Origin of the sequence: Sphingobacterium sp. CZ-2 (genome assembly GCF_004526235.1) — a bacterium.
Taxonomy (GTDB): Bacteria; Bacteroidota; Bacteroidia; order Sphingobacteriales; family Sphingobacteriaceae; genus Sphingobacterium; species Sphingobacterium tenebrionis.
This window is the reverse complement of record NZ_CP038159.1, coordinates 2,146,598-2,161,882: the sequence shown is the minus strand read 5'-3', so window position 1 is coordinate 2,161,882 and position 15,285 is coordinate 2,146,598. Positions and strand designations below refer to the sequence as shown.

13 protein-coding genes are annotated in these 15,285 nt (G+C 40.8%); 9 read left to right on the top strand and 4 right to left on the bottom strand.

Going from position 1 to position 15,285, the window contains the following annotated elements; all coding sequences use genetic code 11:
- Positions 1 to 37: 37 nt before the first annotated feature.
- The 3 genes from E3D81_RS09560 to E3D81_RS09550 are packed head-to-tail and all read right to left on the bottom strand — an operon-like array spanning position 38 to position 3,578.
- Positions 38 to 1,345, bottom strand: coding sequence for a glycosyltransferase (locus E3D81_RS09560; RefSeq protein ID WP_134777266.1), 1,308 nt, complete (start codon positions 1,343 to 1,345; stop codon positions 38 to 40).
- Positions 1,300 to 2,334 carry a glycosyltransferase family 2 protein gene (locus E3D81_RS09555; RefSeq protein WP_134777265.1) on the bottom strand — a complete coding sequence of 345 codons (1,035 nt, stop codon included), beginning with the start codon at positions 2,332 to 2,334 and terminating at the stop codon, positions 1,300 to 1,302. Before E3D81_RS09555 ends, E3D81_RS09560 begins: the two co-directional genes overlap by 46 nt.
- An 11-nt stretch (positions 2,335 to 2,345) precedes the next feature.
- Positions 2,346 to 3,578 (bottom strand): hypothetical protein, encoded by a 1,233-nt coding sequence (locus tag E3D81_RS09550; RefSeq protein WP_134777264.1) that lies wholly within the window; start codon positions 3,576 to 3,578, stop codon positions 2,346 to 2,348.
- A 180-nt stretch (positions 3,579 to 3,758) separates the two neighbouring features.
- Here E3D81_RS09550 and E3D81_RS09545 point away from each other — a divergent pair, with 180 nt between their 5' ends.
- The 5 genes from E3D81_RS09545 (at position 3,759) to E3D81_RS09525 (ending at position 9,288) form a co-directional block, all read left to right on the top strand.
- On the top strand, positions 3,759 to 4,244 hold the full coding sequence (locus E3D81_RS09545) for a SixA phosphatase family protein (protein ID WP_099365835.1): 486 nt from the start codon (positions 3,759 to 3,761) through the stop codon (positions 4,242 to 4,244).
- Positions 4,245 to 4,264: 20 nt separating this feature from the next.
- Complete coding sequence (locus E3D81_RS09540; protein ID WP_134777263.1) at positions 4,265 to 6,274, top strand: thioredoxin domain-containing protein; 2,010 nt, start codon at positions 4,265 to 4,267, stop codon at positions 6,272 to 6,274.
- A 20-nt stretch (positions 6,275 to 6,294) separates the two neighbouring features.
- Positions 6,295 to 6,798, top strand: a complete 504-nt coding sequence (locus E3D81_RS09535) for a peptidylprolyl isomerase (RefSeq protein ID WP_099365837.1) — start codon at positions 6,295 to 6,297, stop codon at positions 6,796 to 6,798.
- Between the two features lie 255 nt (positions 6,799 to 7,053).
- A complete protein-coding gene (locus E3D81_RS09530) occupies positions 7,054 to 8,520 on the top strand; it encodes a sulfatase (RefSeq protein ID WP_245153184.1) in 1,467 nt (488 codons plus the stop codon).
- A 120-nt stretch (positions 8,521 to 8,640) separates the two neighbouring features.
- Positions 8,641 to 9,288 carry a hypothetical protein gene (locus tag E3D81_RS09525; protein WP_134777262.1) on the top strand — a complete coding sequence of 216 codons (648 nt, stop codon included), beginning with the start codon at positions 8,641 to 8,643 and terminating at the stop codon, positions 9,286 to 9,288.
- Between the two features lie 116 nt (positions 9,289 to 9,404).
- Here E3D81_RS09525 and mnmD read toward each other — a convergent pair whose 3' ends face one another.
- Positions 9,405 to 10,070, bottom strand: coding sequence for a tRNA (5-methylaminomethyl-2-thiouridine)(34)-methyltransferase MnmD (gene mnmD, locus E3D81_RS09520; protein ID WP_134777261.1), 666 nt, complete (start codon positions 10,068 to 10,070; stop codon positions 9,405 to 9,407).
- A gap of 70 nt (positions 10,071 to 10,140) precedes the next feature.
- Here mnmD and E3D81_RS09515 point away from each other — a divergent pair, with 70 nt between their 5' ends.
- The 4 genes from E3D81_RS09515 to E3D81_RS09500 all read left to right on the top strand — a co-directional run bounded on the left by E3D81_RS09515 (position 10,141) and on the right by E3D81_RS09500 (position 15,191).
- Complete coding sequence (locus tag E3D81_RS09515; protein ID WP_134777260.1) at positions 10,141 to 11,373, top strand: dicarboxylate/amino acid:cation symporter; 1,233 nt, start codon at positions 10,141 to 10,143, stop codon at positions 11,371 to 11,373.
- 97 nt (positions 11,374 to 11,470) lie between these two features.
- Positions 11,471 to 11,890, top strand: a complete 420-nt coding sequence (locus tag E3D81_RS09510; RefSeq protein WP_099365841.1) for a cytochrome c maturation protein CcmE — start codon at positions 11,471 to 11,473, stop codon at positions 11,888 to 11,890.
- Positions 11,891 to 11,937: 47 nt separating this feature from the next.
- A complete protein-coding gene (locus tag E3D81_RS09505) occupies positions 11,938 to 14,412 on the top strand; it encodes a heme lyase CcmF/NrfE family subunit (protein WP_134777259.1) in 2,475 nt (824 codons plus the stop codon).
- Positions 14,409 to 15,191 carry a Rossmann-like and DUF2520 domain-containing protein gene (locus E3D81_RS09500; RefSeq protein ID WP_134777258.1) on the top strand — a complete coding sequence of 261 codons (783 nt, stop codon included), beginning with the start codon at positions 14,409 to 14,411 and terminating at the stop codon, positions 15,189 to 15,191. The genes E3D81_RS09505 and E3D81_RS09500 overlap by 4 nt, the downstream gene beginning before the upstream one ends.
- Positions 15,192 to 15,285: the final 94 nt, after the last annotated feature.

The window sequence follows — 15,285 nt, the reverse complement described above, 5'->3', positions numbered from 1 at the left end:
GGTTTGTGATTCAAAGATAATAAAATCTGAACTCCCTTTAGGTTTTTTGATGGGCATTAACCACCATATCCATAAAGTCTTCCCACTGCGCGATAACAAGGGAGTCCTTATACGCTTTCATCTGCTCATGAGCCTCTTTTCCTAACCTATCACGAAGCTGCCTATCCCCCATCAACATACCTAAATAAGCTTTGAATTCCTGCCCATCTGCTGCTAGAAAACACGATTTTTCATGCTGAATTAATTCGTTCACACCAGAGCAGTCTTTTAAGCCGATAGCAGGTAATCCAACAGTCATTGCCTCGCCAAGCGCTAAGCCAAAGCCTTCGTATTTACTCGGAAAAACAAAAATATCCGCCTCTTGAAGCTTTTCCATAGGTTTGTCTGTAAAGCCTGTCAAAAACACCCTATCCTTTAATTTCAAGGAAGCTATCCTTTCCTCCAAATATGCTTTATCTACACCCTCTCCCCATAACCATAAATCCCAGTTCGGGAATTGTTCAGCCAATTCTGAAAATGCTTGGATAGCCAATTCCTGTTGTTTTCCAGCATTGATCAAGGATCCAATATGGATAATCTTATAGCGCTCTTTGGTCTGAAGGTGACCGACGATTTCCATGTCATCCATCTGTGGAATGGGATTTGGAATCGCTCTCGCCAACCCTTTAAAATTATCCGGCAGGAAAGTTTTATATTTATCAAAAAATACCTGAACCGCATCCAGTTTTGAATAACTTTCCTTCAGGAGTTTCATCTCCTGTTCGCTTCGGTACCATAAAATATCGGTATAATCATAATCTGGCCTTCCATGTACGGTATTGATGATCGGAAATGCTACAGCATCCGAATACGTTATCTCCAATAAAGTAGCAATGGACATGCTGAGGATAATGTCGGGCTTTTCTTGTTCGAAAAAGGGTTTCCAGACCTTAGATCTGCGCTGCAGGTTATGCAAAAACACCTCATCCCTATTTTTCAACCCGCGCTTGCGCATTAGAGAAGCATTTCGCCATTTTTGGCCCTTCTTCTTCGCCTTAAAATAAATCCAACGGAAAGGATTTCGGCCTTTATAAGTATAAGGTTGTTCTAGTTCAATGGTATCCATACCTTCATGAAAAAGATTGACAAGCCTAACTTTCTGATCCAAAGGGAAAATAGGTTTTCCATCCTTTGGATCATTCGTGGCAATAACGACCTCATGTCCTAGTTTCGAGAAACTATTCGCATAAAAGCTGGCCATCTTTTCAGTTCCACCCTGACTGTTCAAAAAGCCTTGGTTTTGTAGGATCAGAATTTTCATCAATCGTATTTCTTCTTCATCTTTGCCCGAAAACTTTTCTTCCATTTTCGGCTGGGCAACAGTTTACTGACTAAATATAAAGCTTTTACTTTAGCTCTGTTCCTTAATTTTCTTGCTTGATACCAAGCATCAAATTCTTCTGCTGATCGCGCTTGTAAAAAACCGATAAATGCTGCTGAAAGTACGTTCCTATCTTTTTCTGTTAGTCTTGGAAGCACTTTACTATACATAAAGTCCCGGATCATTTGGAAAAGATGCTGTTTTTGTTCTTGCTGAAAGGGCATGGCCATATATCGGAACTCAAAAGGCTCATGTTCGATAAATCGAGCCAGATGAAGGGCTTTTTTATCCCAAAGATTATAGCTTTCATAAAATCCCTCCAATTCCTTCAACCAGATGGGGATTACTTGGAGGACTTTATCAGTCTGTTTTTTTATTTGAGAAGTATTCTGGCCTTCATGCTCCCGGTAAAAATAGGTCGTGTTCAGGTTTATCCCTATTTTATCGGTCAATGCCAATAGTTCATGAGAGAACACACCATCCTCCCCTGGCTGAATACCTTTTAGAAATTGAACATCCGGATGCAGGTCTAAAAAGGATTTTTTCATAAAAAGTGCACAGGTTTGAAGAGCCATTACCTGAGGAAATCTATCTAAAAAATAAGCTCCACAAACTAGTAAATCGAACTTCTTTTCCGTAGCCATTGCATAGCTGGACGACAAAAAACCTTGACCAAGGATATCATCTGAATCCAGAAAATAGAGATATTCTCCTTTCGCCATAGCCATTCCTTTGTTCCTGGCAACAGAAACCCCTTGGTTTTCCTGTTCCATATAAATTACTCTATGGTATTTTGCTTGGTACTCTTTGGCTACAACCGCAGATTGATCAGTACTTCCATCATTGACGATAATGATCTCGATTTCGGTCAGGTCCTGTGCTAGAACACTTTCAACAGCTTCCCCCAAAAATTCTTGTCGGTTATAAACCGGTATAACAACAGAAACTTTGATATTCTTATAGTTCTCCTTCATGCAATTCCCTTCTAAAAAGCGTCTTCAATTTTTTCGGTATCTACTTTAATTTTGGCAAACTTAAATTGACCATCCTTCGAGCCTAAAATCAATCCAAATTCTATATGATGGTTATTTTTATCCATGGCAAAAATTGTAGATCGGTAGGCTTTCTCCTTCACGATAGGCGCGCCTTCAACCAAAAAATTAATTCCATCTTTGGAATATGCCAAGTATAAAAGATCCGAAGTGTATTTTTTGACATCCCCCACCGCCAATAACATAAAATAATACCCATCCTGATAAGTAACGTCCAAATGCCATACCGAATTGTTGGGATTTAATGTTAGCCATGGCTCATTCAAGAAGTTTACAGCCTTACTAGCCCTGTAATTACTGAAATCCAATCCATTTAATGAGGATCTGTTGATTACCAATGTCAAATCATCAGATTTAAATCTATTCTGTGTTTTGTTGAACTCTACTTCATAGCTTTTAATATTTCCATCGACCTCTACAAAGGAAGGCGAAAGAATGTGATTATCTTTAGAAGTAGCAGGTGCATTGCTCGTGTAAACAACTTCTAAAGGTTCCCAATTAATCCCATCCACTGAGGTTTGCCTCACAATAGTTCGAAGCGCATTCTCCATTAATTTATGGCGATTATTTTGGTTATTTACCCCTCTTTTTTTCAAGGCTGTAGCTTTGATAAAACTTCCCCTGTAATAAAGTTCGAAACGGTTGTTCCTAAACATCCAATCGACATCCGACCAGAACCCCTGCACCAATTCCCCTTTTTTCTCCAAAAAGCTCTCTTTAAAGGATGCTGTTTTTTGGATAGGATTGGAAATTCCTTCCGGCTCTACCCAATTGATACCATCATTGGAAACAACCACGGTCGGGTTCTCATAGCGCCTGGCATAGAAATCATAGCCCACACTTCCAAAATAAGGTGTGAAAACCATCCAAAATTTATAGCCTCGAAATCCGTTTGGGAAATATTGTACATCGGGATGGCAATAACCGTCTTGAAAAAAGCCCAGATCCCTTAAAAATTGGCTAGTATGCAAGCCTGGATAATTTCCATTGGCAATCGTCTGGATTTGAATCAGGATAGGTTGAACTAAAAAATCATCTTTAAGGGGATTCACTTTTCTAAATCCAGCCTTCTTCTCTTCCAAAGGCTCCAATTCTTCCAAAGTTTGCTTACATCCGCTCCATAAGAAAACTACGGATGCAAAAAGGATAAAATGCTTCCAATACATTGGTTTGTAAATAATTATTGTCAGTTTTTCGATGGAACGAAAAATCCGTGGGCAAAGCTACTGAGTATTTATCAAAATTTGTATTTATCATTTCTTTTTACAGACAATCTTTAACAATTTCCTAATCTTAAAAGCGTTTATAATAATTATATTGTATGCTTTAACAACAGAAAAGAGGATATGAAAAAAGTATATTTAGTGCGTCATGCCAAAGCAGAAGAACATGGGTTTGCCAAAAGTGATTTTTATAGGGATCTACAGGATAAAGGTAGAGAGCGTGCGAACAGGATTGCACAAGAATTGGCGGACAAGCTAACGGTTGACGAAAATACCTTGGTCATTTCTTCTGCAGCCAATAGAGCATTTCAAACGGCAGAGATTTTCTGCCCGATCATTGGTTATCCCATTCAGGATATCCAAACTACGGAGAAGATCTACGAGGCGCATTTCATGGAAATACTTCAAGTGATCAATGATGTCGATGATCAATACGATCAGGTATTGGTATTCGGTCATAACCCTGGCTTATCCAACCTGTGCAATTACCTGAGCCATTCGGAGGTCGAATTGGCAACTTCCAATGTCGCTGTTCTCCAACTGGAGGAAGGAATCAACTTCTCCATGCTTGCTGGCGGCACCGCATCGCTCATCGAATTTTTAAAGTAAAATTTTTACCTTAGTAAGGTATGGGAAACAAATTACAGGCAGAACACTCCCCTTATTTAAAACAACATGCACATAATCCGGTGCATTGGTATCCTTGGGGAGAAGAAGCGCTCCAAAAGGCAAAATCAGAAAACAAGTTGATCATCGTGAGCATAGGCTATTCCGCCTGCCACTGGTGTCATGTGATGGAACGGGAAAGTTTCGAGAATGAAGCGATCGCTGAGACCATGAACAAGTTCTTTGTCTCCATCAAGATTGATAGAGAAGAAAGACCAGATATCGACCAGATCTATATGATCGCGGTTCAGTTGATGACCAATGCCGGTGGATGGCCGTTGAACTGCATCTGTCTACCCGACGGCAGACCAATCTACGGAGGGACCTATTTTAAACCTCATGATTGGCAACAGGTCTTGCTTCAGATTGCCCAGATGTGGGAAGAAAAACCAGAAGTAGCCTTGGATTATGCGAACCGATTGACGGAAGGCATTCAAAATGCCGAAAAGCTTCCTATACAGGAAATTCCAGAACAATATACATTCGAAGATATCAAACAGGTGGTCGAACCTTGGAAAAACCATTTTGATGATCAAGATGGCGGTTATCGAAGAGCGCCAAAATTCCCATTGCCCAATAACTGGTTATTCTTTTTGCGTTACGGACATTTGGCAAAAGATCAAGCTGTTTTGGATTACGTGCATTTTACGCTTAAAAAAATGGCCAATGGCGGGATCTACGATCAGATAGCAGGTGGTTTTGCCCGTTATTCCGTAGATGGACAATGGCATGTGCCTCATTTCGAGAAAATGCTATATGACAATGCCCAGCTGATCAGCCTGTACAGTGAGGCTTACCAGGAAAGGCCCATGCCGCTCTATAAAACCTTGGTCGAAGAGACCATCAATTGGGCGGTGAGGGAAATGCTGGATGCCAACGGCGGATTCTACAGTGCGCTGGATGCGGATAGCGAAGGGGTGGAAGGTAAATTCTATACCTTTGATTACGATGAATTTGATATCCTAGGTGCCGATGCGGAGTTGGCAAGACAATATTACAATATCGTTAAAAGTGGGAATTGGACGGAAGAACAGACCAATATCCCATTTGTAAGACCAGATGATGAGGATCTTATCCGTGAAGTAGGATTTGAGACCGCACAATGGGATGAATACTTGGGCGAGCTCAAGAAAAAACTGCTGGAATATCGGAGCAATCGGGTCAGACCTGGTTTGGACCACAAGCAATTGACTACTTGGAATGCCCTGATGTTAAAAGGACTTTTAGATGCCTACCGTGTATTTAATAAGGAAAAATATTTAAGCCTAGCCTTGGATACCGCCAAATTCCTGGAGCAATATGCCATGCATGATGGCGAAATGCTTCATCAGCCAGCCGATCAGAACAGGGCAATCCCAGGATTTCTGGACGATTATGCTTTTACGATAGAAGCTTTCATAGCGCTATATGAAACCACCTTTGAGGAAGAATGGTTAGAAAAAGCAAAAAACCTCATGGATAAGGCCATATCTTTCTTCTTCGATGCCAGTCAGGGAACTTTTTACTATACCGGCAACCAAGCAGAAGAATTGATTGCCCGTAAAAGCGAGATCATGGACAATGTTATTCCTGCCTCTACTTCAACGATCGTTCGCCAACTGTTCAAATTGGCACTTTTATTTGATAATAATGTTTACCAAAGCATCGCGGAACAGGTATTTGCGAATGTCTATCCACATATTAAATCTTATGGATCGGCCTATTCCAATTGGGCGATCCAGTTGTTGGAACTGCACTATGGTGTGTGGGAAGTGGCATTGACCGGATCGGACGCACTCGAATGGCGGAAAGAACTCGACGAGCATTATATTCCGAATAAAATTACCCTTGGGGGAACAAAAAGTAAACTTCCTTTGTTAGAGCATAAAGAAGGTTTGGATTCAAAAGCCTACCTTTGTCAACGAAAAACTTGCAGTCTACCTCAATCGTCGATTGCAGATATCATAGAACTTATAAATAATAAACAGGGATAAGATCCCATAAATCAATTAGAATGGCAGTAGAAAACAACAACGTAGTTACGTTAAACTATGTTCTTCATACAATTGAAGAGAATGGTGAAAAAACATTTGTGGAGCAGACAACCACGGAAAACCCGTTAACTTTCTTATATGGTGTTGGTATGATGCTTCCAAAATTTGAAGAGAATATTGCCGGATTGAACGCAGGTGATAAATTATCCTTCGAATTAGAAGCAGCAGATGCATACGGTGAGCGTGATGATCGTGCAATGGCACAATTACCAGCAGATATGTTCCAAGAAATCGGTCTTCCTCCAGTTGGAGAGGTTATTCCTTTGCAGGACAACCAAGGAAATCAATTCCGTGCAGTAGTGGTAGAAGTTACTCCTGAAGCTGTAGTTGCAGATTTGAACCACCCAATGGCTGGAAAAAAATTGAATTTTGACATTGAAATCCTGGATACCAGAGAAGCTACTCCAGAGGAATTATCTCACGGACATGCACATGGTGCTGACGGAACTGAAGGTCACGAATAAAAATTAGATTTTAATCTAAAAGCTATATAAAACGGTAGTAAAGCAAATGCTTTACTACCGTTTTTTTTTCGATTTAAAGACTTAGTGCAAGTGAGATCTAAGTGTAGTGTAAGTGAGTTGTAAGTGCTAAAAGGTACTTACAACTCACTTACACTACACTTACATTATGCTTACACCTCGAAGCATTTGCTGTTTTATCTTTCTGTATCCGCTTCTACTTTTTTTTAATATTTTTAAAGAACCAAATTTAAATCCATGAGAAACCGCCGATACCAGATGTTATTCTTTTTATTTTTTCCAGCGTTTTTGTTTGCCCAACAGAAAGCAACTCGAGTGGATAAAAAAGACCTTCCCAATGTGATCTTGATCTTCATGGATGATATGGGATATGGCGACCTGGGCGTAACGGGAGCATTGGATTACCAAACCTCCATATTAGATCAGATGGCCAATCATGGGATTCGATTCACGAATTTCTTGGTCCCTCAAGCGGTATGTTCGGCTTCTCGCGCTGCTTTATTGACCGGCAATTATCCAAATCGGATGGGAGTGCATGGGGCATACATGCCCAATGCGAAAGCAGGTTTGAAATCCTCGGAAATAACCATCGCTGAAATGCTCAAGAGCAAAGGCTATCAATCTTATATGGTCGGTAAATGGCATCTTGGCAATGAACCGGAATTTCTTCCTACCAAACAAGGATTCGATGGTTATGTGGGTCTACCCTATTCCAATGATATGTGGCCGGTGGAATTTGATGGCTCCCCTGCCAAAAAAGGCGGTCGAGTTGCGCATTATCCCAAATTACCACTTCTACAGAGTAAAGTTGGTCAGGAAATTCCGGATACCATCGGCATCATCAAGGATTTAAAAGATCAGGCAACCCTTACCCAACGGTATACCAAGGAAGCGGTTGATTACATCAAAAAGCATAAAAAGGATCGTTTTTTCTTATATCTAGCGCATAATATGACCCATGCGCCGATTGCTGCTTCCGAAAAATTTATAGGGAAGACAAAACAGGGACTGTATGGAGATGTGATGGCGGAAATTGATTGGTCGATGGGTACTATCCTACAAGCATTGAAGGATGCCAAGATCGAGGACAATACCATCGTGATATTTACCAGTGATAATGGTCCTTGGTTGAATTTTGGAAATCAAAATGGTTCTTCCGGTGGATTCCGGGAGGGAAAAGGTACGAGCTGGGAAGGTGGACAACGAGTGCCATGTATAATCCAATGGCCGAAGGTGATCAAGCAGGGAAGGATTGAGAATAACCTCAGCAGCAGTATGGATATCTTTGCCACTTTAGCGGATATTGTAAATTATCAAGAACATCCTTTTCAGATAGATGGGCTCAGTTTTTTGCCCAATCTGAAAGATGCGGAGGCCAAACCCCATCGGGATAGGATGTATTATTATTACAACAAGAATGATCTGGAGGCTGTCCGGTTGGAGAATTGGAAGTTGGTATTCCCGCATCGCTATCGCTCTTACGAGGATATCTTGCCGGGGAATGATGGAAATGGCGGAAAATACAATAGTAAAACAGTGGATAGTCTAATGCTATTCGATTTGCGTAGGGATCCAGCAGAAAGGTATAATGTGATTGAGCAACATCCTGATGTAAAAGAAAAATTGTTACAGATGGCAGAAGAGGCTAGAGCTGATCTGGGGGATGATTTAACCAAAAGAAAGGGAGCGAATAGAAGAGATTAAAATTGTGTTTTAACAATTTGATAATAGTGCATTTGTAATCAGCTAATCGATTTTTCTTAGCATTGAATAAGATTTATTTAGGTCGAATCAGAAAAAATCGCACTAATATTAGCTTCATTTATGATGAAAACAAATTCATTTTATTCTTGCCATAAAAATCCTCAATCTAAAGTTTCTAAGGTTCTTTATACTTCGATATTTTTAATATTCTTTACTTTTTTTGGTTTACCACAGCTAACTTTTGCAAATGAACAAGACTCATTAAAGAACTGGACTTACATATGCCATTCAAAAAATTTGCTTTTTAATTCTATAGACACTATTTATCAATTCGATTCTTATGTAATCAGGTTTCCTAATAAGACTACATTCCAGCAAGATGTAACTGTAGCTGAAGAATTAGATATCATTAAGGATACCATTTTTCAAAAATTATGGAGAATTGAAGTCATTGACACCGCAAAAAATAGCTTGTATGTTTATACCGCTGATTTAATCAACCCAAAACTATCAGAAAAAAAAGCTTTAGACTACTCAAAATTGGTTGATTTTAATATTTTCCAATTGAAAAATTTACCAGAAAAAATCAAGTCAAAAAATCTCAAGTTGGGATTTATCAAAGAAAAGATTTATAACGACAAAAAATGTATAGAAATCCAATTTAAATCCCAAGAGGAAATCTATAATTTAGTTATAGATCCGTCTATTCAAACTCCATTTAACCTTGAATTTGATTTGGATGAAAAGAACGAAATTCAGGGAGCATAGGTTGAAATAAAATTTAGTGAAGAAAATAAAGAAAAATTTGTCAATAACTTTTTTACAAAAACAGCATTTCTACGGAAAAGACTTTATTTATCAAAAAATTATTAAAGTTAATTTAGTTATAGCTTCGTAGCTCTAAGCATTTCTCTTTTGCCGGGAGCACCTGCTGCCTTTTCAATGCTGAACCCTAAAGCTTTCATGGCTCTTTTTAGATTTCCGGTAATGGCGTAAGTTACAAAGACACCACCTGGGTTCAGGAACTGAACCACATGAGACAATGTTTCCGCGGTCCACATCTCCGGCTGATGGATTTCGGCAAAAGCATCGAAATAGATAACATCAAACATTTGATCGGTCTGAAAGTCCATCACTTTTTGAACCGCAATTTTTAGAAGTATATGTTCGATAATTTGGGTTTTTCCTTGTTGCGCTGTTTCATATTCTTTAATAAAGGAAGTCCAAAGTTCATTTGCTATATAACTATCATAACCGGACTGAACCAAGAGATCCTTTTCCAAGGGATAGGCCTCAATACCCACATAATCCAAGCCCACCTTATTTTTCATCGCCCAATCTGCACTAAGCAAAAAATTCAAACCTGTTCCAAATCCGATCTCCAGAATGGCAGCAGCCTGTTTATTTTCCTTTTCCAACCAATATTGTAGGCCGGTCTTTAAGAAAACATGGATGCTTTCCTGATAGGCACCATGCTTGGAATGGTAGTGCTCGCCCACTTCTTCATGATATAATGTTTTGGATCCATCGCCGGTATTTACAAATTCCATGTTGCTTATTTTCTGCAAATCTACAAGATTCTCAAAAAAACAATTAATTTAGCCTTAACAAATTACTTAAATGAACAACCTTTTAAAAAATTACGGAAGTATTATCTTACTTCTGTTAGGGATAAGCATCGGTAGTCTAATTGGGCTATTTGCGCCACAATTGGTTGATATCCTGAAACCTATCGGAGATATCTTTCTGAACTTATTGTTCGTTTCTGTAATCCCCTTATTGTTTTTTGCGATTTCTTCATCCATTGCCAATATTGAAGACAGCAAGAAATTGGGGCGAACCATCGTCATCATGACCATCGTGTTCGTTTTGACCATCGTTATTGCCGCTGTTGCTACCATTGCTGGTTTATGGGCCTTTCCTGTTACAGCGATCAAGGATGCTTCAGCTGTATTGGAACCTATTACCGGGAATGCGAATGAAACCTGGGGCGACCGCATCGTACGATTCTTAACCGTAGATGAATTTGCGAATCTCCTTTCTCGTAAAAGTATATTAGCCTTTGTGATCTTCGCCCTACTGGTAGGAGTGGCCACTCGAAAATCGGGAGAAGCAGGAAGGCAGTTCACCGCTTTCCTGAATGCAGGTAATAAAGTCATGGAAAACCTCTTGACCTTGATCATGAAAGTTGGGCCCATTGGTTTGGGAGCTTATTTTGCCTACCAAGTCAAAACATTGGGACCGGATCTGTTCGGATTCTATGCCAAACCGCTAGGATTCTATTATGGTTTTGGATTGGTGTTTTTTATCCTGGCCTTTAGTTTTTATGCCTTTGTATCACGTGGAACAAAGGGTGTAGGTTCCTATTGGAAACATAATATCTCGCCATCGTTAACAGCATTGAGTACCTGTAGCAGCTTGGCAACATTGCCTGCCAACCTATTGGCGGCCAATAAAATGGGTATCCCGAAGGAAATCGCCAGTATTGTGGTGCCTATCGGAAATACCTTATATAAAAATGGGTCGGCAATCTCTTCCATTTTGAAGATCTATGTAGCCTTTTCTATTTTAGGATGGAACTTTTTTGAACCTGCGACCTTGATCACCGCTGTGGGAATAACCGTATTGGTATCGATGGTTGCTGGCGGAATTCCGAATGGCGGTTTTATCGGGGAAATGTTGATGATCTCCATCTATGGCATTCCGAATGAGGCTGTTCCAGCAATTTTGATCATCGGAGCCTTGGTGGACCCTTTAGCAACAGTATTGAATGCGACAGGTGATACCGTGGCGGGTCTGCTGGTGACCAAGTTTTCGGGGGAAAAATTTGAAGAAGACAGTTTGGAAGCCTAGATTAGAACAATTCTAAATAACTGCAAAAATTTGCTATTTTCATTCCTTAGCTTCCTATTTCGTAAATTTGCAGTTGGATAATAGTTTATTGTAGAAAATGAAGAAAAGTTCAATCATTTTAATTGGAATCATTGCGATCGCGATTGCGATGATTTTGGTCATTTACACCGATTCCAGCACTTATTCTACCTTTAGCGAAGCAAAGGAAAAACAGACAGAATTGTACGTGGTTGGGGTGTTGAATAAAGACAAGGAGTTGATGTACGATCCGGTAAAGGATGCCAATCACTTCTCTTTTTACATGTATGATAACGACAGCACGGAATGTCAGGTGGTATTCAATGGTTCCAAACCGCAGGATATCGAACGTTCGGAGCAGATCGTATTGACTGGCAAAATGGAAGGTAATACGTTCCATGCGAGTAAAATCTTGATGAAATGTCCTTCGAAATACAATCAAGATCAAATGGAGGTTATCGAAACGACAGCGGAGCCTAAAACAGCATTCGTTAACTAAGCGACCCCCAATAACAGCAATCGTAAATAAATCAGTCATAACAACACATGGACGTTAAATTCGTAGGAGAAAATCTGCTACCAGGACAGATCGGGCAATTCTTTGTCATCCTTTCCTTTGGTGCAGCCCTATTTTCCCTTATATCCTATTTCTTTGCCGCAAAAAACCCTGAAGAGACTTCATGGAAAAAATTAGGGCGAATCGGCTTCTGGCTAAATGCCCTTTCCATTTTTGTGATCGGAGCAACCCTTTTCTACATCATCTACAATCATTTATTCGAATATCATTACGCCTGGGCACATTCATCCACTACCCTGCCTACCCACTATATCATTTCGGCATTCTGGGAAGGTCAAGAAGGTAGTTTTTGGTTATGGATGTTCTGGCAGGTGATCCTGGGTATCGTTTTGGTCTTTAAATCCAAATCCTGGGAAGCACCAGTAATGACCTTTGTAATGCTCTGCCAATTGTTTTTATCCTCCATGCTTATTGGTGTTGAAATATTCGGCAGCAGGATCGGTAGTTCGCCTTTTATTCTGTTGCGCGAAGCCATGACCTGGCCTATCCTGAACGACCCTAACTACTTGAGCATGATCAAGGATGGTCGCGGACTGAACCCTTTACTACAAAACTATTGGATGGTCATCCACCCGCCTACCCTTTTCTTGGGTTTTGCGTCGATGATCGTTCCTTTTACCTATGCCGCAGCTGGTTTATGGCAAAAAAGATATAAAGAATGGATCAACCCTGGGTTGCCTTGGGCATTATTTGCCGTGATGATCCTGGGAGCTGGAATTATTATGGGTTCTTTCTGGGCTTATGAAGCCTTGAACTTTGGTGGTTTCTGGGCTTGGGATCCGGTAGAAAACGTTTCTATCATTCCTTGGTTCACGCTGATTGCCGCGGTCCATGTAATGATCGCATTCAAGAATTCTGGCCATGCTTATTTTACCTCGGCATTTCTATGTCTGATCAGTTTTGTATTGGTAATTTATGCCTCCTATTTGACGAGAAGTGGAATCCTTGGTGAAACCTCGGTACACTCCTTCACCAGTTTAGGGATGTCTGGCCAATTGATCATCTTCAACCTGACTTTCCTGGGCTTAATGATCTTCTTCTTGGTAACCCGCAAAAAAGGAATGCCGAGCACTCAGAAAGAGGAAGAAATCTATTCCAGAGAGTTCTGGTTGTTCATCGGTGCCTTGGTGCTTACAGTTGCCTGTGTGCAGATGATCGCCACGACTTCCATTCCGGTATTCAATGCTTTGTTCGGTACCAAAGTAGCGCCTCCAATCGACCCTATCCCGCATTATAACAAATGGCAAGGGGCATTTGCGGTCGTGGTGATGCTTTTGACTGCCTTTACCCAATTCCTGAAATACAAACGTTCGGACTCGAAAAAATTCTGGGCAGCCACCCTGGCTTCCTTTGTTTTCGCGATCCTGATATCTGCGGTGATCATCTATTTTACCCATGTATATACCAATGTGATGTATATCTTGATTACTTTCTCTGCAGTTTTCTGTATCCTGGCAAACCTAAGGATCTTGGGCGATGCCTTTAAAGGAAAATGGAGATTGGCCGGATCTGCGGTATCACACATCGGATTTGGATTGTTATTGATCGGTGCCCTTATTGCGGCAGCGACCAATGAGGTGATCTCGGTGAACCAGGAAAACTACATCGCGGTAGCAGGTTTCGATAAAGTGGAAAAGCCAGGCGAAAACCTGTTCCTGACCGAAGGCGAGCCTGTACAGATGGGTGAATACAAGATCACCTACGTGGGAGATTCCGTAGCGGCTCCAAATGTGTTCTACAAGATCAAGTACGAAAAAATCGATGAGGAAACCGGGCAGATGTTGGAATCCTTTATCCTAACACCATTTGCACAGAACAACCCGCAAATGGGTGGATTGATCGGTACTCCAGGTACCAAACATTTCCTGACCCATGATATCTATACCTTGATCACGGCTGCAGCATCGGATTCGCAGGCGGCTGCCACTCCGAAGCAAGAAGGCGAAGGAACCAATTTAGAAGAATACGATGAACCGGCGACCTATAAGGTGGCGGTAGGAGATACCTTACGTTACAGAAATGGTTACTATGTGATTGAAAGCCTAGACCATAATGCAACGGTAGAGAACATGTCCAAGGGCGAGAATGACCTGATGGTCAAAATGAAGATCAAAGTGGTTTCTGCGGAAGGAAAAGAATATCCTGTAGAACCAGTTTTTGTACTGAAAAACAACAATTACTTCGATTTCCCGAAAACGGTGGAAGAGCAAGGATTAATGTTCCGGTTTACGAAGGTATTGCCGGCTGATAAAAAATTGGAATTAATGGCCTACCAAAAACCATTGCCTCAGAAAAAATGGGTGGTATTCAAAGCCATCAAATTCCCATATATCAATTTCTTCTGGTGTGGTACCATCGTCATGACCATTGGATTCTGTATGGCGATCTATCGCCGTGTTAAGGACGGAAGAAACAAACAAAACCGCGAGGAACTGGTGTCATGAAAATCGTTCTGATAGGCAGCGGAAATATAGCAACCCATTTGGGGAAAGCCATTTTTGCTACAGGACATCATGAAATCATGCAAGTATACAGTAGAACATTAGCCAATGCTGCCGCATTGGCTAATGTATTATCTGCCCAGGCAATTTCAGATCTTTCGGAGATTAGTAAAGATGCCAATCTTTATCTGTTGGCCGTGAGTGATTCGGCCATTCCTGAGATCGTTGAGCAGCTTAGCCCGGCATGGAACGGTGTTTTCGTGCATTGTTCAGGTGCTACGGATATGCAGGTGTTGCATACCTTGGAAAGATATGGCGTGATCTATCCGGTGCAGAGTTTTTCAAAAGAAGTAGACCTTGACCTTTCTGCTGTACCCTTCGGAATAGAAGGATCAACAGCCGAAATACAGCAGCAATTAATGGATTTTGTTACAGAAATATCTGCTAAGGTATTTCCTTGTAGTAGCGAACAGCGCTTGGCGATCCATGTTTCGGCGGTCTTTGCGAACAACTTTTCCAATGCCTTATTTCAGGTGGCCTATGAGCTTTTAGCAAGCCATCAATTACCTTTCGATCTGATCCGTCCCATCATATCAGAAACCGCTGCGAAGGTCCAAAATCACCTTCCTGAGCAGGTTCAGACGGGCCCTGCCATCCGAAATGACAAAACTACGATGCAGAAGCATTTGCAGTTTATCAGCAGCAATCCTGATTGGCAACTTATTTACCAAAAAATATCCGACCTTATTACAAAAACAAGAGCGAAGGACGGAGAAAATTAATAATTCACTAAATCTTCTCGGACGGGATTAATTCTTTTTTTATCAGCAAGTAAATCCTAATTTTGCATCTTAATTAAAGAATTAAAATAAGCAA